The sequence below is a fragment of the Paraburkholderia sp. CI2 genome (assembly GCF_014201055.1).
Classification (GTDB): domain Bacteria; phylum Pseudomonadota; class Gammaproteobacteria; order Burkholderiales; family Burkholderiaceae; genus Paraburkholderia; species Paraburkholderia tuberum.
In genome coordinates this window covers 332283-357934 of record NZ_JACHDL010000004.1, presented here as the reverse complement: position 1 = coordinate 357934, position 25652 = coordinate 332283, and the positions used below count along the sequence as shown (strand labels likewise).

Annotated in this window: 22 protein-coding genes and 1 pseudogene; 13 read left to right on the top strand and 10 right to left on the bottom strand. The window is 65.4% G+C overall.

Annotated elements, in window-relative coordinates; all coding sequences use genetic code 11:
• Window positions 1-31: 31 nt before the first annotated feature.
• Window positions 32-1246 carry a formate-dependent phosphoribosylglycinamide formyltransferase gene (gene purT, locus HDG32_RS08975; protein WP_184065660.1) on the bottom strand — a complete coding sequence of 405 codons (1215 nt, stop codon included), beginning with the start codon at window positions 1244-1246 and terminating at the stop codon, window positions 32-34.
• Window positions 1247-1493: 247 nt separating this feature from the next.
• Between purT and HDG32_RS08970 the strand changes: the two genes are divergently transcribed.
• A complete protein-coding gene (locus HDG32_RS08970; RefSeq protein ID WP_184065657.1) occupies window positions 1494-2030 on the top strand; it encodes an META domain-containing protein in 537 nt (178 codons plus the stop codon).
• A gap of 113 nt (window positions 2031-2143) precedes the next feature.
• Window positions 2144-6208 (top strand): DNA translocase FtsK, encoded by a 4065-nt coding sequence (locus HDG32_RS08965; RefSeq protein ID WP_184065654.1) that lies wholly within the window; start codon window positions 2144-2146, stop codon window positions 6206-6208.
• A 104-nt stretch (window positions 6209-6312) separates the two neighbouring features.
• Here the strand turns inward: HDG32_RS08965 and HDG32_RS08960 are convergent, their stop codons facing one another.
• Window positions 6313-7479, bottom strand: a complete 1167-nt coding sequence (locus HDG32_RS08960) for a lactonase family protein (protein ID WP_184065651.1) — start codon at window positions 7477-7479, stop codon at window positions 6313-6315.
• 492 nt (window positions 7480-7971) lie between these two features.
• Between HDG32_RS08960 and HDG32_RS08955 the strand changes: the two genes are divergently transcribed.
• A complete protein-coding gene (locus HDG32_RS08955) occupies window positions 7972-8124 on the top strand; it encodes a DUF3096 domain-containing protein (RefSeq protein WP_013088853.1) in 153 nt (50 codons plus the stop codon).
• 318 nt (window positions 8125-8442) lie between these two features.
• Here the strand turns inward: HDG32_RS08955 and HDG32_RS08950 are convergent, their stop codons facing one another.
• Entirely contained in the window at window positions 8443-8688 is a 246-nt protein-coding gene (locus HDG32_RS08950) for a hypothetical protein (RefSeq protein ID WP_090803648.1), read from the bottom strand.
• A 244-nt stretch (window positions 8689-8932) separates the two neighbouring features.
• Here HDG32_RS08950 and HDG32_RS08945 point away from each other — a divergent pair, with 244 nt between their 5' ends.
• Together HDG32_RS08945 and HDG32_RS08940 are read left to right on the top strand one after the other, a co-directional pair.
• On the top strand, window positions 8933-10822 hold the full coding sequence (locus HDG32_RS08945) for a glycoside hydrolase family 15 protein (RefSeq protein ID WP_184065648.1): 1890 nt from the start codon (window positions 8933-8935) through the stop codon (window positions 10820-10822).
• Window positions 10823-11001: 179 nt separating this feature from the next.
• Window positions 11002-12279, top strand: a complete 1278-nt coding sequence (locus HDG32_RS08940; RefSeq protein WP_090803645.1) for a polyhydroxyalkanoate depolymerase — start codon at window positions 11002-11004, stop codon at window positions 12277-12279.
• Window positions 12280-12402: 123 nt separating this feature from the next.
• On the opposite strand, the gene HDG32_RS08935 is transcribed toward HDG32_RS08940, so the two are convergent.
• A complete protein-coding gene (locus tag HDG32_RS08935) occupies window positions 12403-13035 on the bottom strand; it encodes a TetR family transcriptional regulator (protein ID WP_013088849.1) in 633 nt (210 codons plus the stop codon).
• Between the two features lie 240 nt (window positions 13036-13275).
• On the opposite strand from HDG32_RS08935, the gene rsxB reads away from it, so the two are divergent.
• From rsxB to HDG32_RS08920, 3 genes are all read left to right on the top strand, one after another.
• Window positions 13276-14172, top strand: a complete 897-nt coding sequence (rsxB, locus tag HDG32_RS08930) for an electron transport complex subunit RsxB (RefSeq protein WP_184065646.1) — start codon at window positions 13276-13278, stop codon at window positions 14170-14172.
• Window positions 14173-14215: 43 nt separating this feature from the next.
• Window positions 14216-14860, top strand: coding sequence for an endonuclease III (gene nth / locus HDG32_RS08925; RefSeq protein WP_184021540.1), 645 nt, complete (start codon window positions 14216-14218; stop codon window positions 14858-14860).
• 145 nt (window positions 14861-15005) lie between these two features.
• The gene (locus tag HDG32_RS08920) at window positions 15006-15440 is read left to right on the top strand and encodes a DUF1841 family protein (protein WP_184065643.1); all 435 of its coding nucleotides are present in this window, start codon (window positions 15006-15008) and stop codon (window positions 15438-15440) included.
• 126 nt (window positions 15441-15566) lie between these two features.
• Here HDG32_RS08920 and HDG32_RS08915 read toward each other — a convergent pair whose 3' ends face one another.
• Together HDG32_RS08915 and HDG32_RS08910 are read right to left on the bottom strand one after the other, a co-directional pair.
• On the bottom strand, window positions 15567-15947 hold the full coding sequence (locus HDG32_RS08915; protein WP_184065640.1) for a c-type cytochrome: 381 nt from the start codon (window positions 15945-15947) through the stop codon (window positions 15567-15569).
• Window positions 15948-15993: 46 nt separating this feature from the next.
• Entirely contained in the window at window positions 15994-16362 is a 369-nt protein-coding gene (locus HDG32_RS08910; protein ID WP_184021535.1) for a c-type cytochrome, read from the bottom strand.
• 316 nt (window positions 16363-16678) lie between these two features.
• Here HDG32_RS08910 and HDG32_RS08905 point away from each other — a divergent pair, with 316 nt between their 5' ends.
• From HDG32_RS08905 to HDG32_RS08885, 5 genes and pseudogenes are all read left to right on the top strand, one after another.
• The gene (locus HDG32_RS08905) at window positions 16679-17521 is read left to right on the top strand and encodes a MoxR family ATPase (protein ID WP_184065638.1); all 843 of its coding nucleotides are present in this window, start codon (window positions 16679-16681) and stop codon (window positions 17519-17521) included.
• 28 nt (window positions 17522-17549) lie between these two features.
• Window positions 17550-18725 carry a VWA domain-containing protein gene (locus tag HDG32_RS08900; protein WP_184065635.1) on the top strand — a complete coding sequence of 392 codons (1176 nt, stop codon included), beginning with the start codon at window positions 17550-17552 and terminating at the stop codon, window positions 18723-18725.
• A 17-nt stretch (window positions 18726-18742) separates the two neighbouring features.
• Window positions 18743-19171 (top strand): annotated as a pseudogene (locus HDG32_RS08895) (benzoate/H(+) symporter BenE family transporter); the annotation flags it as partial.
• Window positions 19172-19385: 214 nt separating this feature from the next.
• On the top strand, window positions 19386-20339 hold the full coding sequence (tal, locus tag HDG32_RS08890) for a transaldolase (RefSeq protein WP_184065632.1): 954 nt from the start codon (window positions 19386-19388) through the stop codon (window positions 20337-20339).
• Window positions 20340-20593: 254 nt separating this feature from the next.
• Window positions 20594-21013: a VOC family protein gene (locus HDG32_RS08885; protein ID WP_090805641.1), complete on the top strand. Its 420-nt coding sequence runs from the start codon at window positions 20594-20596 to the stop codon at window positions 21011-21013.
• A 312-nt stretch (window positions 21014-21325) separates the two neighbouring features.
• Here HDG32_RS08885 and HDG32_RS08880 read toward each other — a convergent pair whose 3' ends face one another.
• From HDG32_RS08880 to HDG32_RS08865, 4 genes are all read right to left on the bottom strand, one after another.
• The gene (locus HDG32_RS08880) at window positions 21326-22450 is read right to left on the bottom strand and encodes an FUSC family protein (protein WP_184065629.1); all 1125 of its coding nucleotides are present in this window, start codon (window positions 22448-22450) and stop codon (window positions 21326-21328) included.
• Window positions 22451-22578: 128 nt separating this feature from the next.
• On the bottom strand, window positions 22579-24129 hold the full coding sequence (mctP, locus tag HDG32_RS08875; protein ID WP_184065626.1) for a monocarboxylate uptake permease MctP: 1551 nt from the start codon (window positions 24127-24129) through the stop codon (window positions 22579-22581).
• Window positions 24126-24368 (bottom strand): DUF3311 domain-containing protein, encoded by a 243-nt coding sequence (locus tag HDG32_RS08870; RefSeq protein WP_184059463.1) that lies wholly within the window; start codon window positions 24366-24368, stop codon window positions 24126-24128. The genes mctP and HDG32_RS08870 overlap by 4 nt, the downstream gene beginning before the upstream one ends.
• A 298-nt stretch (window positions 24369-24666) precedes the next feature.
• Window positions 24667-25602, bottom strand: coding sequence for a spermidine synthase (locus HDG32_RS08865; protein ID WP_184065623.1), 936 nt, complete (start codon window positions 25600-25602; stop codon window positions 24667-24669).
• Between the last annotated feature and the right edge of the window lie 50 nt (window positions 25603-25652).

Sequence of the window (25652 nt, the reverse complement as noted above, 5' to 3'; positions counted from 1 at the left end):
CACTTTTGCGCCGCGCCTCGCCGCCTGCCCGTTACTTCGCCGACACCGGCCGCACCGCGGCCGCCGCCTGCCTGGCACGCGAGCGCGCTTCCCCGATGTTCTCGCCGGTCGCGAGCGCGACGCCCATGCGACGTTTGACGAAGCTTTCCGGCTTTCCGAACAGGCGCAGATCCGCATTGGGCACCGCAAGTGCGGCCGCGACGCCTTCGAACGCGATGCCGGCCTCGTCGCGACCACCGTAGATCACCGCCGACGCGCCCGCCGCACGCAGCGACGTATCGACCGGCAGGCCGAGGATCGCGCGCGCATGCAGTTCGAACTCCGAGAAGCGCTGCGAGCACAGCGTGACGAGCCCCGTGTCGTGCGGACGCGGGCTGACTTCCGAAAACCATACGTCGTCGCCGCGCACGAAAAGTTCCACGCCAAACAGGCCGCGGCCGCCGAGCGCCGCCGTCACCTTGTGCGCGATCTCGCGCGAACGCTCGAGCGCGAGCGGGTTCATCGGCTGCGGCTGCCACGATTCGACATAGTCGCCCGCGACCTGCACGTGGCCGATCGGATCGCAGAAATACGTGCCGACCGCGCCGCTCGCCGGGTCGATCGCGCGCACGGTGAGCTGCGTGATTTCGTATTCGAAGTCGATGAAACCCTCGACGATCACGCGCCCGAAATTCACGCGGCCGCCCGCCATCGCGTACTGCCAGGCGGGTTCGACGTCGGCGTCGCTGCGCAGCACCGACTGCCCCTTGCCCGACGACGACATCACCGGTTTCACGACGCACGGATAGCCGACCTTCGCGATGCCCGCGCGCAGCTCGTCGAGCGAATCGGCGAATGCGTACGGCGAGGTCGGTAGACCAAGCTCTTCCGCAGCGAGGCGGCGGATGCCTTCGCGGTTCATCGTCAGTTGGGTGGCACGCGCGGTCGGGATCACCTCGGCGAGCGCCTCGGTTTCGATCGCGGCGAGTTCGTCGGTGGCGATCGCCTCGATTTCGGGGACGATCAGATGCGGGCGCTCCTGCTCGACCAGCGCGCGCAGCGCGGCGCGGTCGGTCATGTCGATCACATGCGCGCGATGCGCGACCTGATGGCCCGGCGCGTTCGGGTAACGGTCGACGGCGATCACTTCGACGCCCAGCCGTTGCAGCGCGATGATCACTTCCTTGCCGAGCTCGCCGGCGCCGAGCAGCATCACGCGCGTCGCGGATTCAGAAAGGGGCGTGCCGATCCGTTGGCCGATCTGCATGGGAACTCCAGATAAAAGTCGGGATGAGGGTGGGATTGGATAGACCGCGATGTTAACATGCGGGCCCCTTGCCGCGCGGCGCTCAGGGTGCGCTTTCGGTGCGCTCGCGAGGCCGTGGCGGTCGAGCGGAACCGTGCTGCCGCGTCGACGTTCGCAGCCGCGATCACGTCACCGCGAGCATCGCTCGCGCACGACAAGCTTAGTACGTTACCCTTACGCCTTCGCCAGTTTGAACAGGAACGACGCCATGCTCATCCGCTCCCGCCCGCGACCTCTTGCGCGCATCATTCCGTGCCTGCGCACGGCCGTCGCCGCGTTGAGCATCGCCGCGCTGCTCGGTGCGTGCGCGATCCCGAAGCATCCGGACTCGTCGGCGCCGCCGCCTGATCCGTTCAATCCCGCCGCTGCGCAACTGCTCGACGACACCAGCTGGGTGCTGAGCTCGTGGAAGAACGCCGACGGCACGGCGCGCGCGGTGCCGTCGGAGGATCAGAAGCCGCTCACGCTGACGTTGTCGACCGAAGGCGGCCGGCGTCACGCGAGCGGCTTTTCCGGCTGCAACCGCTTCATGGGTTCGTACATGCTGAAGGACGGCAAGCTGAGCTTCGGTTCCCTCGCCGGCACACGCATGGCGTGCGTCTCGCCGGGCGGCGACATCGAGAAGCCGTTCCTCGATGCGCTCGAGCGCATCGATCGCACCGGCGTGCAGATGCGAGCGCCGCAGCAGATGCAGCTGATCCTCGACAACGGCGACACCCTGATGTTCGATCGCAGCGACAAGTGATGCGAGTTTGCGCCGCGTTCGGGATTCGCGCCGGCCTTCGAAGCCGCGCGCTGCGCCGTTTAAACTCGACGGATTGCGCTTCTCGCGCGCTCCGTCATTCGTAGACGTCTGGTATGCACACGGTAGTTTTCGGCTGGTTCGGCGGGTCGGCCGTCTGGTTCATTCCTCTTTTGTGGCGCCTCGTGAAGTCGATGCTGCCGGGCGGCGCGGGTCTGCGCGGCCCCGGCACGATCCGGCTGTGGCTCGGCTTCGTCTGCGTGCTGATCGCGAGTTGCACACTCGAGGGCTCGCTGATCGGCATCGCCGGCATCAATGGTTTCGGTCGTGCGCTCGCCGCGGGGCTTGGACATGTGCTCGGCCATGTCGGCACGCCGCTCGCGGCGCTCGCGCTGCTCGTGATCAGCCTGCCGTGGCTCGTCGACTTCCGCTGGAGCGACGTCGCCGTTTGGGCCGACGGCGCGTTCGGCCTCGGTCTGTCGCGGGGACTCGCGAAGCGCGACGAGGATGCGCGCCGCCACCGCAGCGTCGACGACGGCGCGCCGTCGCATGTGTCGCCTGCTACCAACACGATGGCGCCGCGCAATAGCAAGGGTCGCTACGCGCGGCCGACGGTGTGGCGTCCGCCCGCGAGCGGGCGCGGCGCGGGCTCCGCCGCTGCTGCCGGCACCGCGGCGGCTGGCATCGCGGGTAGCAAGGACGCTTCCGCCCGTGGCGCCGGCGCAAGCTGGCGAGCCGATGCGGCCGCCGACGCGGCGCGCGGGCCGGTCAAGCAGACCGAGCCGGTGTTACGCACGGGGTCGAGCGCGTCGCCGCGCCCGGCAACGTCGACGGCAACGCAGGCGCTGCATGCGGACAAGGCTGCGGACAGATCCGCCGCACCATTCGTGCCGACCGAGCCGGTCGCGCCGGCCGGCTGGCTGCGCACCACGGAGCCGCGCGCGGCGACGGCGGCGGCATCGCTGGGTGCGGCGGGTGCATCGGGCATGTCGGCTCGTGATGGTGCTGCGCAGGTCGGGCGGCGCTCGGTCGGAGATCAGCGTGCGGCCGCGTCGTTCGGCTCCAGTGCCGCGTTGGCGGCGACGGCCGCCAACGCGGCCGGCGTGTCGGCGCGAGCGGCACAGGCAATGGCGGCCCGCGCCGCCGCCTCGGGCGCCGGTATCGGCATCACAGCGGGATCGATGAATGCCGCGGGCCGCGCAAGCCGCCCGTCGTCGCTGTCACGTCCGGCCGACGGCAGCGCGCCGCTCAATCGCGGCGCGAGCCCGCGTCAACCGTTCCCGGCCGCTTCGCGCGCCACCGGCGCGACCTCGCCGTCGACCGTGCGCCGGCCTACACCGAACTTCACGCGAACGATGACGAACGCGTCGACGGTCGCGCCGCCCGCGAGCGTCGAGGAAACGCTGCGCAGCATCGCGGAAAACGCCGCGCGCTGGACCGACATGGCCGGCGTGAGCCTGGCGCGCGGCCGTGGCGCCGATAGCGCGAAGATTGACGATGAGCGTGCGTCGACGACGTTCGATGTGCCACCGGCGCAGCGGGACGTGCTACCTGTCGAAAACGGCGAGACGGTTGCGGCGCCGCAGGCGCAGAGCGTGGAGAGTTCGGCGCGGATGGTGTCGCCGGCGCAGTCGCAGCAAGAAACCGCACCAGTCGAGTTGCCGGCCGAGCGTGCGGTGGCCGAGTCCGAGACGTCGGTCGAGGGCGGCAACGAAGCGGTTGCGCAATGGCCGACCGAACCGCCCGTCATTCATGCGCCGCTTACGGCTGCGCCGCAGACGACGACTGCAATCGAGTCGGTGGCCGACGTGGCTGCTGCGGCTGTCGAATCCGCGGTTGTCGAGCCATCGGCATCCGCTGTGGCTGAGTCTGCCGCCACCGAACCCGCCGCAAGCGCGCCGCAACATGAGTCGCCGACGGCGACGCCATTCGAGCGCTTCGCAGCCAGCCTACGGGACGATGCTTCGCAAGAAGACGCACCGGCGGTCCAAAACGATTCGACGCAGACAGCAACAAACACCAGCGTCCCGGCATCGCAGAGGGAGGAATCCGCGCGAACCGTCGAACCGGCCACCGCCGACACCGCGACGCCTCCGCAAGCGCTGGCTCCGGCAGCCGAAATCGTCATCGACAAGATGCTCGTGCCTTGGGAGAGCAAGCTCGGCCCCGCCGCGGCTCAACGCGCGGCCGCGTCAGCGGACTCGCCGCAGACGGAGGCCGCCGCGCCGTCGAGCACAAGCGTGCCGCCGTGGTCCGGTGCGACGGTCTCGGAGCTCGCGAGCGAACGTGCGCAGTCAGGTGAGCCCGCGACGTCGCACGCCCCTGCCCTGCCCGCTGTGAACGAGCCCGCGAACACCCCCGCAAACGACCCGCCGTCGTCGACTTCGACGAGTGCGGCGAACCTCGCTATGCCGGCAACCGCACCGGCCGTCGTCTCGAACGTAGTCCGTTTCCCGGGCTTCGCCGTGCCGGCGACCAGCATCGAGCCTTCGGTCGGCGCAAGCACAACGCCTGTCGCGAACACGCCGGCCGCCGAACCGTCGCCCGCTCCGTCGTCCGCTCCGTCGTCTTTACCCGCGCTAACACCGCAACCGCAGGCCCAATCCGCCGACCAACCCACTACCGAGCCCGCCGGCCGCCCGCCGCTGCGCGGCCACGCGCCGGTCAACGGCTTCGAGTTCCACGCGCCGGCCGCATCGATGGTCGAACTGCCGACGCTCGATCTGCTCGCCCCCGCCGATGCCGACATCGAACCGATCCCGGATGAAAAGCTCCGCGAAACCGGCCTGCTGATCGAGCAGCGCCTGCAGGAATTCAAGGTGCCGGTGATGGTGGTCGGCGCATCGGCGGGTCCGGTCATCACACGCTTCGAAGTCGAACCGGCGCTCGGCGTGCGCGGCAGCCAGATCGTCGGTCTGATGAAGGACCTGTCGCGCGGTCTCGGTCTCACGTCGATCCGCGTGGTCGAAACGATTCCGGGCAAGACCTGCATGGGCCTCGAACTGCCGAACGCGAAGCGCCAAACGATCCGCCTCTCGGAAATTCTCGAGGCGAGCGTCTACCAGAACTCGCACTCGCGACTCACGCTTGCGATGGGCAAGGACATCACCGGCCATCCAGTCGTCGCCGATCTCGCGAAGGCGCCGCACATGCTGGTGGCCGGCACGACCGGCTCGGGCAAATCGGTCGCGATCAACGCGATGATCTGCTCGCTGCTGTTCAAGGCGACGCCAGAGGAAGTGCGCCTGATCATGATCGACCCGAAGATGCTCGAACTTTCGGTTTACGAAGGGATTCCGCATCTGCTCGCGCCGGTCGTCACCGACATGAAGCTCGCGGCCAATGCGCTGAACTGGTGCGTCGGCGAAATGGAAAAGCGCTACCGGCTGATGTCGGCCGTCGGCGTGCGCAATCTCGCCGGCTTCAACCAGAAGATCCGCGACACCGAGGCGAAGGGCAAGAAGCTCGGCAACCCGTTCTCGCTGACGCCCGATGCGCCCGAGCCGCTGGCGCCGCTGCCGCTGATCGTCGTCGTCATCGACGAGCTCGCCGACCTGATGATGGTCGCCGGCAAGAAGATCGAGGAGCTGATCGCGCGGCTCGCGCAGAAGGCGCGGGCGGCCGGCATCCACCTGATCCTCGCGACGCAGCGGCCGTCCGTCGACGTCATCACCGGCCTCATCAAGGCGAACATTCCGACGCGCGTCGCGTTCCAGGTGTCGTCGAAGATCGACTCGCGCACGATTCTCGACCAGATGGGCGCCGAGTCGCTGCTCGGCCAGGGCGACATGCTGTTTCTGCCGCCGGGCACCGGCTACCCGCAGCGCGTGCACGGCGCGTTCGTCGCCGACGAGGAAGTGCATGCGATCGTCGAATATCTGAAGCAGTTCGGCGAGCCACAATACGAGGAAGGCATTCTCGACGGCCCGGCCGGCGATGGCGGCGCGGCCCAGGACCTGTTCGGCGAAGCGCCGGATGCGGAAGCCGATCCGCTGTACGACGAAGCGGTCGCGTTCGTCGTACGCACGCGGCGCGCGTCGATCTCGTCAGTGCAGCGGCAGTTGCGCATCGGCTATAACCGCGCGGCGCGGCTCGTCGAGCAGATGGAGACGGCCGGCCTCGTGTCGGCGATGAGCATCAACGGCAGCCGCGAAGTGCTGGCGCCGGGGCCGGCGGAATGAGCGCCCGGTGAATCGCTAACCGGGTCGGCGATGATCCGGAAGAAAAAACGGACAGCCTCACGATGTGAGCTGTCCGTTTTTCATTTACCCGCGCGTGCCGCGCATCACGACGGTGATACCAGCTTGAAGTCGACCGGCGAGCCGAGGTCGAAATGCTGCTTCGGATTCGGATCGAGCAGCCCCGTCTGCGGATCGCGCTTGAACACATAGACCGTGTCGCTCAGCTGATTGCCGACGATCAGCCAGTTGCCGGTCGGATCGATGGTGAACTCGCGCGGCGATTTGCCGAGGCTCGACTGCCGGCCGATCTGCTTCAGGTGTCCAGTGGCGGGATCGACCGAGAAGATCACGATCTCGTTCGCGTCGCCGCGATTGGACGCATACACGAAGCGTCCGTCCGGCGACATATGGATCGCCGCCGCGCCCACCTTCCCCTTGAAGTCAGGCTCGCTCAATGGCAGCGTCTGCACGAGCTTCAGCCTGCCGTCGTGGTAGTCGAACGTGCTGACGGTCGCCGCGAGTTCGCTCGTCAGATACGCGTGCTTGCCGTCCGCGCCAAAGATCAGATGGCGCGGACCCGTGCCGGCCTTCTGCTGCGTGTAGCCCCAGTCCGTCGCGATGAATGGACCCGCGCCGGCGCTGCTCTGCGGCGCGTAGCGGTACGAGTACAGCTTGTCGGCGCCGAGGTCCTGCGCGAACAGATAGCGGCCGTCAGGCGAGAACACGGTCGAATGCACGTGCGAGTTGTCCTGCCGCCCTTTCACCGGACCGCCGCCCTCGTGATGCACGGTCTGCACCGAGGTGCCGACCCGGCCGTTCGCCTGCAGCGGAAACACCGCGAAACTGCCGCCCGGATCGGGCGCGACCGAATAGTTCGCGCTCAGCAGATACTTGCCGTCCGCCGAGATGCTCAGATAGCACGGATCATTGCCGTCCGACGACACCTTGTTCAGAAACGTCAGCTGCCCGCGCGCGGCATCGAAGCCGAACGCGCTGATGCCGCCGCGCTGCGTGGCCGGGCCGTTGTCACCGGGCAGTTCGTTGACCGAATAGACGAAGCGGCGGTCGCGGCTCACGACCAGAAACGACGGATTGACCGTCTGCGCGACCGACACCTCGGTCGCCGCGCCCGTCTTCGTATCGAAGCGAAAGACGTAGATGCCCTCGCTCTTGCCGCTGGTGTAAGTACCGACCAGCATCGTATAGACGCCGTCCGCGGGGACCGGGCCAGAATCTTGCGCATACGCGTGCGAAGCAACAATCGAAACCATGAGCGCGAAACCTCTTATTATCGAACGGGCGGCCCGCAACGGCACTGGCCGCGTTGCGCGCCGGGCGGTGCTTTCCGCCGTGCAATCCGCGGCAGATGGAGCGGCGCGGTCTGCGCCACGCGGACGGGAACCCTGAAATGCAACACTGGCAAGAACAGAAGTAAAAACGGAAGTCGGAACTGGGCGCACGGCAACACGCCCGACGGCACGGCGACTGTGAAGCATGAGACCTCCTCGACATCGGTTGTCTGGTACGGGCTCGCGTATGAGCCGGGGTACGAGCGGTTGTAACGGTGTCTGGTCTGCCGCGCCGCGAATCGAGCGTCGTTCCACGTTGTTGTTGTCGAAGTCAGTATAAGAGCGTCAGGTCGGATCATGCAGTGAATCCACCGCTGCGGCACGGTCTGCGCCAGCGGCTTGGGTCCCGCGCGGCGGGACGTTTTTCAATCGTTTTCTCAATCGCGCATCACGCGTCTCAACCACGGAGTCTCCATGAACGTCACTCTCAGCCTGGGCCCGCTCGTTTCGTTGATCGCAGGCATCCTGATCCTGATCATGCCGCGCCTGTTGAACTACATCGTCGCGCTTTACCTGATCATCATCGGCATCATCGGGATCTTCGGGGTGGGCTCGTCGCATCTGTGAGCGACAGGCGCCGCGACGCCGGGCGTGAGATTTGCGTCCGGTATCGAGGTGGTTTCGCACGAAGGGAAGGTTCGCTGGGTGCCAGCGCCACTCGCCCATGTGAGAGCGCGGCATATGTCACGCCGTGACCTATGCGGGAAGCGGGCATCGCGCGCAAGATGGACGCGCGCGACCGCCCGCGCCACGCGAACGATCGACCTGACGCGACGCGGCGTGAAGATACGGATAGGAAATGCGAAGGCGCGGTACGGAGGGATGCGGCGAATGGCCGGCGCGGATACGCCAGGAACCGGCGCTACGAACGCTCGGCCCTACCGCTCAACCGTTCGCCAGCTGTTCGAGCCGCAGGCGCCCCTGCAACGACAGCGCGCCGACCGCATAATGATCGGCATCCTGCTGATAGCGCCGGAAGCAGGCCCGCTCGACCAGGAAGGAGGCGGCAGCCAGCATGCCGTTGCGGCTCAGGCCGAGCCGGCCATGATCGAGTGGCAACATGGAGTCGCCGGCAAGCTGGCTGGCGGCCGAGAGAATCGTGATGCAATCGGATTTCGAAGGGTTCAGCATGGCTTTCGTCCTCGGAAACGGCGTCTGCAACCGCCATGAGCAAGGCCGATTCGCAGTCCGGCAGGTCGCCGGACATCGGCATGAAATTTGATTGTATGCGTGGATTTGACAATTTTCCAACCCGCGTTTTGCCGCACTGTGCGGTGAACCAAACACTGCCGATCGTGGTCCGGTAATAACACCCACTCGAAGCGCGGCTGCTGTCGCCGTCCGTAATAACGACTCGTTTTCCGACACGCTTTCCATGCCTGCACACATCGAAGACTACGCACTCATCGGCGATGGCCATACCGCCGCGCTCATCTCCCGCGAGGGTTCCGTCGACTGGCTCTGCTGGCCGCGCTTCGACTCGGGCGCCTGCTTCGCCGCGCTGCTCGGCTCGCCCGACAACGGCCGTTGGCTGCTCGCCCCCGCTACCGGGGGCGAGCACGGCGCGCCGACCATCACGCGGCGCTATCGCGGCGAAACGCTGATCCTCGAAACCGACTTCGAAACGCCCGACGGCGCCGTCACGCTGATCGATTTCATGCCGCCCGGCAACGGCTGGTCGGAGCTGATCCGCATCGTCGTCGGCAAGCGCGGCACCGTGCGCATGAAGATGGAACTCGTGCTGCGCTTCGACTACGGCTTCTCGATTCCGTGGGTCGACAAGCTCAAGCACGACAGCGGCATCAAGGCGATCGTCGGCCCCGACAACGCGGTGCTGCGCACGCCGGTCGAACTGCATGGCGAAGACATGAAGACCGTCGCGGAATTCACGGTAACCGAGGGCGAGCGCGTGCCGTTCTCGCTCGCGTACGCGGCGTCGCATCTGCGCATTCCGCCCGCGCGCGATCCGCACACGTCGCTCGCGCGCACCGAGAACCACTGGCTCGAATGGGCGGCGCGCGGCACCGTCGAAGGACGCTGGGCCGGGCCGATCCGCCGCTCGCTGATCACGCTGCGCGCGCTCGCCTACGAGCCGACCGGCGGCATCGTCGCGGCGCCCACCACGTCGCTGCCCGAGCGGCTCGGCGGCACGCGCAACTGGGACTACCGCTACTGCTGGCTGCGCGACGCGACCATCACGCTGCTCGCGATGATGCGCGGCGGCTACTACGACGAAGCGCGCGCCTGGCGCAGCTGGCTCGGCCGCGTGATGGCGGGCGCGCCGGACCAGTTGCAGATCATGTACGGCATCGGCGGCGAGCGGCGCCTGCCCGAATCCGAAATCGACTGGCTGCCCGGCTACGAGGGCGCGAAACCGGTGCGCATCGGCAACAATGCGGTCGGGCAGCGTCAGCTCGACGTCTACGGCGAGGTGATGAACGCGCTGCATCTGGCGCGCGTCGGCGGCCTGCAGGCGGACGTCACCGCGTGGAGCGTGCAGCGCGCGATGCTCGAGCACCTGAGCACGATCTGGCGCGAACCCGACGAAGGCATCTGGGAGACGCGCGGCGGCCCCGAGCATTTCACGTTCTCGAAGGTGATGGCGTGGGTCGCGTTCGACCGCGCGATCCGCTCGGCCGAAATGTTCAAGCTCGACGGCCCCCTCGACGAATGGCGCGCGATGCGTGACACGATCCACGCCGAGGTCTGCGAGAAGGCGTGGAATCCGCAGCTCAACGCGTTCTCGCAGTACTACGGCAGCGATCGGCTCGACGCGAGCGTGCTTCTGATGCCGCTGGTCGCCTTCCTGCCGCCGCACGATCCGCGCATCAAGGGCACGGTCGAGGCGATCGAGCGGGACCTGATGCACGGCGGCTTCGTGCTGCGCTACCGCACCACGGAATACGACGACGGCTTGCCACCGGGGGAAGGCACCTTTCTTGCGTGTTCGTTCTGGATGGTGGATAACCTTGCGCTGCAGGGACGCGTGCAGGAAGCCATCGAGATGTACGAGCGGCTGCTCGCGCTGTGCAACGACGTCGGCCTGCTGTCCGAGGAGTACGACCCGGTCGATAAACGTCTCGTCGGCAATTTTCCGCAGGCGTTCTCCCACGTGGCGCTCGTGCACACCGGACTGAACCTGATGAAGCACGAGCAGGAGATGGCGCAGGCGACCGGCCATCCGGCGCATAACGGCATCCGCGCGATGGTGCTTGAGGATCAGGCAAGCCCTGATAGCGGCGGAGCAGCATCGCCATTAGCATGACGCAGTGACAATTTGCGTACACTGAATGCGAATATTGTTGCATTGCACAAATTTGCCTTGTTCGATATTATCGATCTGACTGTCGGCCGACAATAATGTGCCTACAACCACAATGGCCCGCCGCAACGCCTCACGCGTGTTTGCGAAGCCCCATGCGAACCGCTTAAAACGGAGCAAACATGCTCTATCAATTTCATGAATTCCAGCGGGCGATGTTGAGCCCCCTCACCGCCTGGGCTCAGGCCGCATCGAAATCATTTGCGAATCCGGCCAGTCCGCTAGCCTATGTGCCGGGCGCCACGCGCCTTTCCGCCGGCTACGAACTGCTTTACCGGCTCGGCAAGGACTACGAAAAGCCCGAGTTCAATATTCACCAGATTGTCAAAGACGGCCATAACATTCCGATCGTCGAGCAGACGTTCATCGAAAAACCGTTCTGCCGTCTGATGCGCTTCAAGCGCTTCGCGGACGACAGCGAGGCTGTCAGCCAACTGAAAGACGAACCGGTCGTGCTCGTCTGCGCACCGTTGTCAGGACACCACGCCACACTGCTACGCGATACCGTGCGCACGTTGCTGCAAGACCACAAGGTCTACATCACCGACTGGCTCGACGCGCGCATGGTGCCGCTAGAAGCCGGCTGGTTCGGTCTGAACGACTACATCGCGTATATCCAGGAATTCATTCGCCATATCGGCGCGAAGAATCTGCACGTGATCTCGGTGTGCCAGCCGACCGTGCCGGTGCTCGCCGCCATTTCGCTGATGGCGAGCCGCGGCGAGGACACGCCGCGCACGATGACGATGATGGGCGGCCCGATCGACGCACGAAAGAGCCCGACCTCGGTCAATTCGCTGGCCACGCAGCACTCGTACGAGTGGTTCGAGAACAACGTGATCTTCACGGTGCCGCCGAACTATCCCGGCGCGGGCCGCAAGGTCTATCCCGGCTTCCTGCAGCACACCGGTTTCGTCGCGATGAATCCGGAGCGTCACGCGGCGTCGCACTGGGATTTCTACCAGAGCCTGCTGCGCGGCGACGAGGACGACGCCGAAGCGCACCGCCGGTTCTACGACGAGTACAACGCGGTGCTCGACATGGATGCCGATTATTACCTCGACACGATCCGCGTCGTGTTCCAGGAGTTCCGTCTTGCCGAGGGCACGTGGGTCGTCAACGGCGAACCGGTGCGGCCGCAGGACATCACGACGACCGCGCTGTTTACGATCGAAGGTGAACTCGACGACATTTCGGGCGACGGCCAGACTTACGCGGCGCACGACTTGTGCAGCGGCATTCCGGCGAAGAACAAGCGTCACTTCACTGCGGAGAAATGCGGCCACTACGGCATTTTCTCGGGCCGCCGCTGGCGCACGATCATTTACCCGCAATTGCGCGACTTCATTCTCGAGCACAACAAGGCAGCAAAAACGGCGAAAGAAAAAGTCGAAGCCTGAGCATCAAACTTGCACTAGCATATAAAAAGCCAACGGTCCCGTTCGAGGCCGTTGGCTTTTTTATCGCGCTTTGTTCGTCATACTGATTTTTTGCCGCGGCCATGATCACCGCGGCACTGCCCGTTACTTTCTCAACAAATACGCGAGCAGCAGTTCGGTATTCATCTGAATCACCTCGCTGCGTTCGGCGGCGCTGCTGAAATCGCGGCCGAGCGTCGCCTCGAGCGTGAAACGGTTCGACACGATGTAGTAGCCCATGCCCGAGAGCGTCACGTAAAAGCGCAGCGGGTCGATGTTCGTGCGAAACAGCCCCGCGCGCTGCCCACGTTCGAGAATGCCGCCGAGCGTGGCGACGATCGGCGAAATCATTTCGCGTATGCGCGTGGACTTCTGCATATAGCGTGCTTCATGCAGATTCTCGTTGTTGATGAGCCTCAACAACTCGGGATGATCGCGGTAGTAGTCCCACACGAAATGCGCGAGACGCGTAACCGCCTCGACCGGCGCGATTCCGTTGAGTTCGAGCGTGCGTTCCGCTTCGTTGAGCGCGCTGAACGCGTGCTCGAGTACCGCAGTGAATAGCTGCTCCTTGCTACCGAAGTAGTAGTAGAGCATTCGTTCATTGGTTTCCGCGCGGCGAGCGATCTGATCGACTCGCGCGCCGAACAGCCCTCCATTTGCAAACTCTTCCGCCGCCGCGAGCAAGATGCGGCGCCTCGTGCCTTCAGGATCTCTTTTGATTTTCGGCTGATTCATGGTGGCATCGTCTTCGTGAGCCGCGTTCTCCGGATCGCGCCGCCGGCCTCTCCTCGAGCCTTTTTGTGGCGGCGTTTAGCGGGCGCGTCGTGGTTGGGAAACACACCCTTTTCTGCGGTCTTTCGAATGAAGCGCTTCGATTATGGCACATGGATTGCGAATGGCAATCCGGGAAATCGGCGATAATGTGCTATTTAGTTCAGGTCGTGTGATCGCACGGCAAACCCCCGCGCCGCAACCGTGACAGACGTCAAAACACTCGCGGATCGCATCGAAGATCTGCTGCCCCAAACGCAATGCACGAAGTGCGGTTATCCCGCATGCCGTCCGTATGCCGAAGCCGTCGCCAATGGCGAGGCGAACTATAACCAGTGCCCGCCCGGCGGCGCCGAGGGCATCGCGCGCCTCGCCGCGCTGCTCGGCAAACCGGTGCTTCCGCTCAATTCGGCCAATGGCGTCGAACGTCCGCGTCCGTTGGCGGTTATCGACGAACAGGTGTGCATCGGCTGCACGCTGTGCATGCAGGCCTGTCCGGTCGACGCGATAGTTGGCGCACCGAAACAGATGCACACCGTGGTCGCCGAGCTATGCAGCGGCTGCGACCTGTGCGTGCCGCCCTGCCCGGTCGACTGCATCACGATGCTCCCCGTGACCGGCGAGGCCACCGGCTGGGATGCATGGAGCCAAAGCCACGCGGACGCGGCGCGGGCGCGTCATAACCGCCACGAGACCCGTCTCGCGCGCGAGCGCGACGCCGCCGAAGCGCGCGCTGCGGCGCGGCGAGCCGCAAGCGCGCCGCCGGCTGCGCCGGACGCGGTTGCGGCAAGCGGCGCGACAGTGCCGTCCGAGGCTCCCGCCGCCCCGATTGCGGACGACGCGGAAGCGAAGAAACGCGCGATCATCCAGGCCGCGCTCGAACGCGCGCGCAAGAAGAAGGAAGACTTGGCCGCGAAAGGCGAGGGACCGCTGAACACCGAGAACGTCAGCGCCGACGTGCAGGCACAGATCGACGCCGCCGAAGCGCGCCGCCGCCGTCTCGGTCTTGCCAGCGGTGGCGACACGCCCGGCTCGGAGCAGCAGTCCGACGAGTCAAACGAGTCCAATCCGCCGTCCAACTCGCCGCCAACCACGCGCTGACCATGCCGACGCAACCCGGCCCACTCACACGGACCCGCTCCGCATGAACGCGAACAAACGCCGCGCGATCTACGAAACGCTTCAGAGCCTCAATCCGCATCCCACCACCGAGCTCGAGTACACGACGCCGTTCGAATTGCTGATCGCGGTGCTGTTGTCGGCGCAGGCGACCGACGTGTCGGTCAACAAGGCGATGCGCAGGATGTTTCCGGTCGCGAACACGCCGCAGAAGGTGTTCGACCTCGGCGAGGAAGGTGTCGCGAGCTATATCAGGACGATCGGTCTATATCGCACGAAGGCGAAGAACGTGATCGCGACCTGCCGCATTCTGCTCGACCGGTATGGCGGCGAGGTGCCCGAGGATCGCGAGGCACTCGAGGGGCTGCCCGGTGTCGGCCGCAAAACGGCCAACGTGATCCTGAACACCGCATTCGGCCATCCGACCATCGCGGTCGACACGCACATTTTCCGCGTCGCCAACCGCACCGGCCTCGCGCCCGGCAAGGACGTGCGCGCGGTCGAAGCGGCACTCGAAAAATTCACGCCCGCCGAATTCAGGCAGGATGCGCACCACTGGCTGATCCTGCATGGACGCTACGTGTGCAAGGCGCGCCGCCCCGAATGCTGGCATTGCGCGATCGAGCCGCTGTGCGAGTTCCGGCCGAAGACCCCGCCACCCGATCTATAAGGCCGGCCCAGTTCGAGACCCGAGGCCGTGCAGCGCGCCTGCAGCCCACGCGGCGGCCGCGTAAAATAGTGTCTTACGGTGCAGCGCGCACTGCGGACCCGCACCGTCGCGCTCCGCGCCTCCACTCCCACGCACCGGTTCCACGATGTTCAATCCCAGCCGCGACGAAGTTCGCCTCTTTTTCACCGACACCTGGCGCAAACAGCGCCAGGGCGAGATTTTGACGCCGCTCGAGGCGATCGCCGCCGACTGGATCGTCGAGCATCCCGAATATCACGCCGATCTCGCCGACGGTCTCGCCGCCCAGGCGCAGGACTATTCGCCGGAGCGCGGCCAGACCAATCCGTTCCTGCACCTGTCGATGCACCTGGCGATCTCCGAGCAGTTGTCGATCGATCAGCCGCCCGGCATTCGAGCCGCGCATGAGCGGCTCGCCGCGCGCCTCGGCTCGACGCACGAGGCGCAGCACGCGATCATGGACTGCCTCGGCGAAACCATCTGGGAAGCGCAGCGCACCGGCACGCCGCCGGACACGGACGCGTATCTGCAGCGCATCGAACGGCGCGCGACGCGCGACTGAGGCGACTGGAAACTCCGGCGCGGCACGACGCCAGCACGCCGAGGTACGACGCCCTCAAAGCAAAACACCCCGCCAAGGCGGGGTGTTTTGCTTTTGAAGCTTCGGCGCGAAACCGGCGCCCGACGCTTACTTCTTCTGCACGAGGTCGCCTGGCAGCGATTCGATGTAAGCGGCGATGTCCTTCATGTCGCCTAGCGACAGGCTCTGCACCTGTGCCTGCATGATCGCGTTGTTGCGGCCGAGGTTTGGATTGCCAGTACCCATCTGGTACTGACGCAGCGCCCAGTAGACATAGTCGGCGTACTGACCGGCCAGCTTCGGATACTCCGGGCTCACCGGCTTGTTCAGGTTGGGGCCGTGGCAGGCCGCGCAGTTGTGGCTGTCGGCGAGCACCTTACCCTTGCCGGCGTCGGCCGCGTGGGCTGCGTTCGCCGCGGCCAGACCGATGACCGCCGCCGCGCCGACCGCCTTGAATACCGTGTGGAGTGCCTGTTGGGGCTTGATCATGAAATCTCCTATCCCGCGAATTGGATGTGCTGGTGACCGACGCCGATCACTTGTCGGGATTGTTTTTCGAAGCGGCAGTTTGCGCTGCGTAGTACGCGGCGACATCGGCAATGTCCTGATCCGACAGCGTCACCGCGATCGCGTGCATCGTGGCGAAATGGCGGTCGCCCTTCTTGTAGGCGCGCAGCGCGTTTTCGAGGTACGCCTGATTCTGGCCACCGAGCTTCGGCACGCGGAAAACCTCTGGATAAGCCGTGCGGTACTCAGGGATGCCGTGGCAGCCGATACACATCGCGACCTTGTCCTGGCCCGCCTTGGCGTTGCCTACGACATCCGCTGCCTGCGCATTGGCCGCATACCCCGCGAGCACCGACAGCGCTACGATCACGACGTGTTTGCCGACGAATTTATTCATAGATGTAACCTGGCTTGAGGGGAAACGGGTGCCTACAAAGGCAGCGGTCCGCGCCGTTCTTCTTGTAGGGTAGCCGCGCAGGCCAAAAAAATCGGGCTCATTGTACCGCGACGCCGCGCCGAACGTCCACCAGACACGGGGGCCGCGCAACGCCCGCCGGGACGGGCCCCACGCCATGCCCACGGCGGCTTCGCAACGACGCCACAGCGGCACCGCCGCCGCGTCACTGCGCGGCTGACACCATACGTCAGCCGGTTTCAGGCCAACAGGCCTTCTGACTTATACTGGGTTTTTTCCCGCACAAGAGCATCTCGTCATGCGTTTCGAAGGCTCATCGCAGTACGTCGCCACCGACGACCTCAAGCTCGCGGTCAACGCCGCGATGACGCTCAAGCGTCCGCTGCTGATCAAGGGCGAACCCGGCACCGGCAAGACCATGCTCGCCGAGGAAGTCGCCGCCGCGCTCGGCATGCCGCTCTTGCAATGGCACATCAAGTCGACCACCAAGGCACAGCAGGGGCTGTACGAATACGACGCGGTGTCGCGTCTGCGCGATTCGCAGCTCGGCGACGAGCGCGTGAAGGACATCCGCAACTACATCGTCAAGGGCGTGCTGTGGCAGGCGTTCGAATCGGACGAGCAGAGCGTGCTGCTGATCGACGAGATCGACAAAGCCGACATCGAATTCCCGAACGACCTGCTGCGCGAACTCGACCGCATGGAGTTCTACGTGTACGAGACGCGCGAGCTGGTGCGCGCCAGACATCGCCCGCTCGTGATCATCACGTCGAACAACGAGAAGGAGTTGCCCGACGCGTTCCTGCGCCGCTGCTTCTTCCACTACATCAGGTTTCCGGATGCGACGACAATGCAGCAGATCGTCGACGTGCATTACCCCGGCATCAGGAAGGATCTGCTCGCCGCGGCGCTGCAGAGCTTCTTCGAGCTGCGCAACGTCGCGGGGCTGAAGAAGAAGCCGTCCACCTCCGAACTGCTCGACTGGCTCAAGCTGCTGCTCGCCGAAGACATTCCGCCCGAAGCACTGCGCTCGGCCGATCAGAAGCAGATCGTGCCGCCCCTGCACGGCGCGCTGCTGAAGAACGAACAGGACGTGAGCCTGTTCGAGCGGCTGCTGTTCATGAACCGCAACAACCGTTGAGCGGGCGCCGCGCCGCAGGACATCCAGCATGCTGATCGACTTTTTCTACTCGCTGCGCGCCGCCCGCCTGCCGGTCTCGGTGAAGGAATACCTGACACTGCTCGAAGCGCTGAAGGCCAACGTGATCGCGCCGTCGCTCGACGAGTTCTACTACCTCTCGCGCATCACGCTCGTGAAGGACGAGCAGTACTTCGACAAGTTCGACCAGGCGTTCGGCGCCTTTTTCAACGGTGTCGCGGCGACCTCCGAGCTCGCGTTCGACATTCCGCCCGACTGGCTGAAGAAGAAGCTGCAACGCGATCTGTCGCCCGAGGAAAAGGCGCAGATCGAGGCCATGGGCGGCATCGACAAGTTGATGGAGCGCCTGAAGGAACTGTTCGACGAGCAGAAGGAGCGCCACGAGGGCGGCAACAAGTGGATCGGGACGGGCGGCACGTCGCCGTTCGGTCACGGCGGCTATAACCCCGAAGGCGTGCGCATCGGCGGCGACGCGGCCGGCAATCGCACGGCCGTCAAGGTATGGGAAGCGCGCGCGTATCGCGACTACGACGACCAGGTCGAAATCGGCACGCGCAACATCAAGGTCGCGCTGCGACGGTTGCGCCGGTTCGCCCGCGAAGGCGCGGCGGAAGAACTCGACCTGCCCGACACGATCCGCAGCACCGCCGCGAACGCCGGCTGGCTCGATCTGAAGATGGTGCCCGAGCGGCACAACAACGTGAAGGTGCTGATGCTGCTCGACGTCGGCGGCTCGATGGACGATCACGTGAAGCGCACCGAGGAGCTGTTCTCCGCCGCGAAGGCCGAGTTCAAGCACCTCGAGTTCTACTACTTCCACAACTGCGTGTACGACTTCCTGTGGAAGCACAACCGCCGCCGCCACGCCGAGCGCACACCGACGTGGGACGTGCTGCACAAGTTCACGCCCGACTACAAGCTGATCTTCGTCGGCGACGCGACGATGAGCCCGTACGAAGTGTTGCAGCCCGGCGGCTCGGTCGAGTACAACAACGCCGAGGCCGGCGCGGTGTGGTTGCGCCGGCTCGCCGATCACTTCCCGCACTTCGCGTGGCTGAACCCGGAGCCGGAAGCGCTGTGGCCGTACCGGCAGTCGGTCAGCGCGATCCGCGAAGTGCTGGGCCACCGCATGTATCCGCTGACGCTCGCGGGCCTCGAGACGGCCATGCGGGTGCTGAGCAAGTAACGCCCGCCGTTCCAGAATCCACCGCGACGACCGGCGTCGCGTCGCTGCTACTCGCGCCGTTTGGCTCGCACGGCATCAATCTTGCCGCGATCACGGCGGCGATCTGCACCGGCCCCGAAGCGCACGAAAACCCCGCCAGGCGCTACACAGCGGCCGTATGGGGCGGCATTTTCTATCTGCTCGCGGGCGTGTTTGGCGCGACGATCGCCGCGCTGTTCGCGGCGTTCCCGAAGGAGTTGGTCGTGTCGGTCGCGGCGCTCGCGCTGTTCGGCTCGATCATGAGCGGGCTCGCCAACGCGATGCAGGACACGAGGCAGCGCGAGGCGGCGCTCGTCACGTTCATGGTGACCGCCTCGGGACTCACGCTGCTGTCGATCGGCTCGGCGTTCTGGGGGCTCGTCGCCGGCGTGGTGACGCAAGTCGTGCTGAACGCGCGGCGCGCGTGAACGGATATCCCCGCCCGGCTGTCCATACGCGGTGTTCATACCGTCCTCGGCGATCCGCCATAGAATAGATGTATCCGGCAGCGTTTCCCAAGCCATCGTGGGACGCGCTGCGGCTTGACCCGCGGCCGCCGGCGCCGGCTGATTCCTCCTGCCGGCGCGGCGGCGTCCTCATTTCTCCTGAACCATGGCGCACACGCGCCCTGAAGGCCCGAACATGACAACCGCACTCGACCAACTCAAGCAATACACCACCGTGGTGGCCGACACCGGCGACTTCCAGCAGCTTGCGCAGTACAAGCCGCGCGATGCGACCACCAATCCGTCGCTGATTCTGAAGGCCGTGCAGAAAGACGACTACCGGCCGCTGCTCGAAAAGACCGTGAAGGCGCATGCGTCGAAGCCGCCCGGCGCGATCATCGACCAGTTGCTGATCGCCTTCGGCACCGAAATCCTGAAGATCATCCCGGGGCGGGTGTCGACCGAAGTCGACGCGCGCCTGTCGTTCGACGTCGAAGGCTCGATCGCGAAAGGCCGCGAGCTGATCGCGCTGTACAAGGAACACGGCATCGAGCGCGACCGCGTGCTGATCAAGCTCGCGTCGACGTGGGAAGGCGTGCGCGCGGCCGAGGCGCTGCAGAAGGAAGGCATCCACTGCAACATGACGCTGCTGTTTTCGCTCGTGCAGGCCGCCGCCGCCGCGGAAGCCGGCGCGCAGCTGGTCTCGCCGTTCGTCGGCCGCATCTACGACTGGTACAAGAAGAACGCCGGCAGCGCGTGGGACGAAGCGAAAGACGGCGGCGCCAACGATCCGGGCGTCAAGTCGGTACGCCGCATCTACGCGTACTACAAGAAGTTCGGCTACAAGACCGAGGTGATGGGCGCGAGCTTCCGCACCACCTCGCAGATTCTGGAACTGGCCGGCTGCGATCTGTTGACGATCAGCCCCGACCTGCTGCAGAAACTGCACGAGAGCACCGACAAGGTCGAACGCAAGCTGTCGCCGGAGACATCGCACGACGCGGACATCGAGCGCGTGCCGGTCGACGAGAAGTCGTTCCGCTTCCTCCTCAACGACGAAGCGATGGCGACCGAGAAGCTCTCCGAAGGCATCCGCACGTTCGCCGCGGACGCGGTGAAGCTGGAAAAGCTGATCGACACGCTGCGCTGAGGCGCCGGAGGCGGCGGGCCTGGCTGGCTGAGTGACGCTCACGCTCGCCGCGCGGCTCCGCGCGAATGCAATCGTTGACAGGCGGCGCTGGACCTCACGGTTCAGCGCCGCTTTTCGTTTACGCTGCGTCGCCACCGGCGACATAGCGTCACAATCGACGCGCCGCCACCGACTACAATCGACTCCACGCCTCTGCCCACCGCCGCTGGCGAGGAACGACGGCGCCCGCCCAACGCCTGACCATGGAGACGATCATGTACGTTCAGCCCTATGTGTTCTTCAACGGCCGCTGCCAGGAAGCGCTCGATTACTACACCGACAAGCTCGGCGCCCAGGTGACCTTCAAGATGCTGTTCAAGGAAGCGCCGCCGGACGCGCACAATCCGCCACGCCCCGAACTCGCCGACAAGATCATGCACGCGAGCGTGCAGCTGGGCTCCAGCACGTGGATGGCTTCCGACGGCAACTGCGATCCGGCGGCCGGCCCGTTCAACGGCTTCAGTCTGTCGCTGACCGTCGATGACGGCGCGTCGGCGGAAAAATGCTTCAACGCGCTCGCCGATGGCGGCCAGGTCGTGATGCCGTTCCAGCAAACGTTCTGGAGCAAGGGCTTCGGAATGGTAGTGGACCGCTTCGGCATGATGTGGATGGTCACGCTGCCGCCGCAGGTTTGAGGCTTAGGGCAGGCCAGCGCTAGGGTCTGTTTACATATGGAACGCACGTGCGAATGCCCGCTATCGGCCGCAGGGCAAGGAGTAAGGAGCGCTGCGTGGCCGCGCCACGTGAGCGACGCGCGACGCCGCCATGCGGCCGATAGCGGGCATTCCCCTGGAATGAAATCCAGGCAATGGGGTTGCCGCGAGAAGGGCCGCTCGCTGCGTCATGCTCCTTGCGAATACGTCGAGTATTCGCGGCGTCGCAGTCCTTGCGAGCGGCCCTTCTCGCGGCAACGCACGTGCGTTCCATATGTAAACAGACCCTAGCACCTACCTACCACGCGTCGCCCGCTCGTGCCGCTCGATGTTCCAGTTCGGCTCGGTCTCCAGCAATAGCGCGCGCAACCGGTCTACCTGCTCCGCGAGCCGCTGACCGAGCCAGTACGGCCCTTGCCAGTCGGGCGGCAACGCGGTGGCCACGTCGCCGTGCCCCTTCGCGGGCGGCGCCGCAGCCGGAATGCCAAAGCGCGACGGACGGCCAAAACGCAGCCCGCGCGCGGTGGACAACAGGATCGCCCGCACGGCGCGCACCTCGGCGCCGCAATGCGCTGCATAGGCGGTGCGCGCGGCGGCATCGGCGTTCATCAGCGGCCCCGTGGCAAGCAGTTCCAGCGAGCTGAGCACCGAGCGATGCAGCCGCTGGATCTCCTCGAGCCTCGACTGCGGCACGTCGATTTCCTTCGCGACCGACGGCATCAGCGAGCGCAGTTGCACGAGCCGCTTGTTGATCCGCAGGAAGCGCTTGATCTGCTCCTCCTCGGTGATCGTTTCGCCGTCGAGCAGCCGCGCGTAGATGCCCGCGCATTCGCGCAGATTGGCGGCGAGGCCGTAGCGCCACGAATACGTAGCGTGCAGCGGAAACGCGAACGAAAACGCCAGCGCGATGACGATACCGATCAGCACGTTCAGCGTGCGCCACAGGCCGACGTCGATCAGATTGTCGCCGTGGCCCGCGACGATGCACATCGTGATGGCGGTCAACAGCCCGATATAGCCGGACGAGCCAATCGCGAACCACGCGCAGATCGACGCGACGATCGCCATCAGCACATAGGTGAGCGGCAGCGAGCCGATGAAGTTTTGCTGCACGATCAGCACGAGCCCGATCGATGCGCCGAGCAGCGTGCCGGCCGCGCGTTCGGCCGCTTTCTTGCGGATATTGCCGTGATGCTGCAAGCCGCCGATCACGATCAGCAACGTCACCGACGACCAGATGCCGTGCGGAATATCGATGCCGGTCGTCGCGAGAATCGACACCAGCATCGCGAGGCCGACGCGCAGGCTATGCAGTACCTTCGCGTGCCGGTAGCGGTAATACGGCGACGTGACCGCGCGCACCATCCGGCTGAGTGCCGCGCGGCGGGAGATCACGGTGGGAGTATCTGCAGCAGCCATGGCGGCGCGCGGCGAACGCGTGAAAGGACGGTTCCGCTATCCTGCCCTGGAGTGCCCCGCAAACACAAACGCCCGCCAACTTCCTTCGGCGGGCGTTGCGTGTTTCAGAACGTGATTTGCAGCTGGAATCAGCCTTCGACGATGTCCAGGTAGTCCTCCGGACGCGTACGGTCCTCGGCGCGCTGCATGCCCACCGCGCGCACGACCAGGCTCACGACGACCGACACCACGAGGTTCACGACCAGCGACCACACGGCCGCATAGCCCGGAATCGCCATGCCGAACAGATGGATCGTGAAGATCGAGCTCGCGAGGTTCAACGAAATCGCCATCCACGTGCCGGTCGCGATACCTGCCGCCCAGCCGAGCAACAGACCCCGGTAGTCGAGCACGCGCGTGTAGAGACCCAGCACGATCGCCGGCAGCGTCTGGATGATCCAGATCCCGCCGAGCAGTTGCAACTGGATCGCGTACGTGAGCGGCAGACCGAGAATGAACGCCACCGCGCCGACCTTGACGATCAGCGACACCAGCTTCGCAACGTTGGTCTCCTGCTCGTGCGTCATGTTGCGGTTGACGAACTCCTTGTGCACGTTGCGCGTGTACAGATTCGCCGCCGCGATCGACATGATCGCCGCCGGCACCAGCGCGCCGATACCGATCGCCGCGAACGCGACGCCGACGAACCACGACGGGAAGAAGTGCAGGAACAGCGCCGGCACTGCGAAGTTCGGGCCGAAGGCCTTGAAGTACGGCGCGAACTCCGGCATGTCCTTCACGCCGGCCGCGAGCGCCATGAAGCCGAGCAGCGCGAGCAGGCCGAGCACCAGCGAATACGCCGGCAGCAACGCCATGTTGCGGCGGATCGTGTTGCTCGACTTCGACGACAGCACCGCGGTGATCGAGTGCGGATACAGGAACAGCGCGAGCGCCGAACCCACCGCGAGCGTCGCGTACGCGCTATAGCCGTTCAGGCTCGACACGTCCGGCGACTTCAGCAGCAGCTTGGCCGGCGGGACCGCGCCGAAGATATGGCCGAAGCCGCCCAGCTGCGGCGGAATCACGATGATCGCGGCGAAGATCGTCACGTAGATCAGGATGTCCTTGACGACCGCGATCATGGCCGGCGCGCGCAGGCCCGACGTGTACGTGTAGGCCGCGAGGATCGCGAATGCGATGATCAGCGGCAGATCGCCGACGAAGCCGGTCGTGTCGAAACCGAGCGCACCGATCACCACTTCGATACCGACCAGTTGCAGCGCGATGTACGGCATCGTCGCGACGATGCCGGTCACCGCGACGGCGAGCGCGAGCATGCGGCTGCCGTAGCGGGCCGACACGAAGTCCGCCGAGGTCACGTAGCCGTGCCGCTTCGCGACGCTCCACAGCTTCGGGAACACGACGAACGCGAACGGATAGATCAGGATCGTGTACGGCAGCGCGAAGAAGCCCGTTGCGCCCGCACCGAACACGAGCGCCGGCACCGCGATGAACGTGTAGGCGGTGTACAGGTCGCCGCCGAGCAGGAACCACGTGACGATCGTGCCGAAGCGCCGGCCGCCGAGACCCCACTCTTCGATATGCGCGAGATCGCCGCGCCGCCAGTGGGCCGCGACGAAGCCGAGAATCGTGACGCCGATGAAAAACAGAACGAAGACGAAAGTTGCAATGGGGTTCATCGTTGCGCGCCCCCGTTCGTGCGACCCGTATAGCGGGACCTGGTCTTCGAATAGACGAACGCGGTGATGACCGCGCTGATCAGCACCCACAGCAGCTGATACCAGTAGAAGAACGGGAAATCGAACAGCTGCGGCTCGATCCGGTTGTAGGACGGCACCCAGATCATCGCGATCCACGGTAGCAGCAATAGCCAGAGCCAGTGCTTGCTGGCTTTCTTCACGTCGGCGTCGTGAGCCATGACGTCTCCTGTTTCCTATTTAGAATTTATCTGCCCGCGGTCGACGGGAGGTGGAACTCAGCGGGTGGTCGTCCCGCGGTCAGCCACGGGCTCCCCGAAAGCTTCGAAAGAGTATAGGAGTGGCGAACTCCCGGTCAAGCAGGGACGACCCGAGGCGCGTCGGCGTCCAACAACGCGACGGAAGCGCCAACGATGCAGGCTGGATGACGTTGCGGCGTAGACGTGAAAAAAATACCGGAAGCAAAGCGGCCGTGCCGACCGATACGCCGGTACGGCCGCTTCATTCTCCGTGCGCTGATCAGATCGCAAACGATGCGCCCGTCTGCCCCGTCGATTCGCGCAGGCCCTTGATCCATTTGCGCGCCGGCAAGCCGAGCTCGGCTTCGATCAGCTTCGCGCGCGCCTCTAGCGCGGTGAACGGCACGTCGAGCGCGGGGCCCGAGAAGGCGATCGCGATACGGTTGCCGTCGTGCACTTCGGGCAGCGCGACGACGCGACCGTCGAAGGCTTCGTTCAGACGCTTCATGTTGCGCACGAAGCTAGGATGATCGCCGAACAGATTCACCGTGACGATGCCCGCGTCGGTCAGACACGCACGTGCCGCACGGTAAAAGCCGACGCTGTCGAGTACTGGGCCGCGCGCGGTCGCGTCGTAGACGTCGATCTGCAGCGCGCCGATGGTGCCGTGGTTCGCGCTCTCGTTGACGAAGTCCCACGCGTCGCTTTCATGCACGCTCAGACGCGCGTCGTCGGGCGGCAGTTCGAACATCGTGCGCGCGGCCACGACGACCGCCGGATTCAGTTCGACGGCCTCGACCTTCGCGCTCTTCAGGAAGCGGTGCGCGAACTTGGTCAGCGACGCGGCGCCGAGCCCGAGCTGCACGATGCGCTTCGGCGTTTCGAGGAATAGCAGCCAGGCCATCATCTGCTGCGCGTATTCGAGTTCGATGTGATTGGGCTTGCGCAGACGCATCGCGCCTTGCACCCATTCCGTGCCGAAATGCAGGTAGCGCACGCCGCCCTCTTCGGAGAACGTCACCGGTGCGAAGCGCGGCTTGCGCGGCGCTTCGATTTGCGGCGCGTCGTGTGCGTCGTGCTCGACGGTGCCGTTCGCGTTGCGCGTGGATTTGGGCGCCTTTTTGTGGGCCATTTTCTGTTTACCGCCGATGGCTTGGGCGTCGCGGTTGCGGAAAGCGCGCGCCTCGGCCGAAGCGCGCTTGATCAGATTCGTCATGTAGGGATGTCGCGCGACAGGCGCAATATTTTTGGTCGAACGAGAGCATA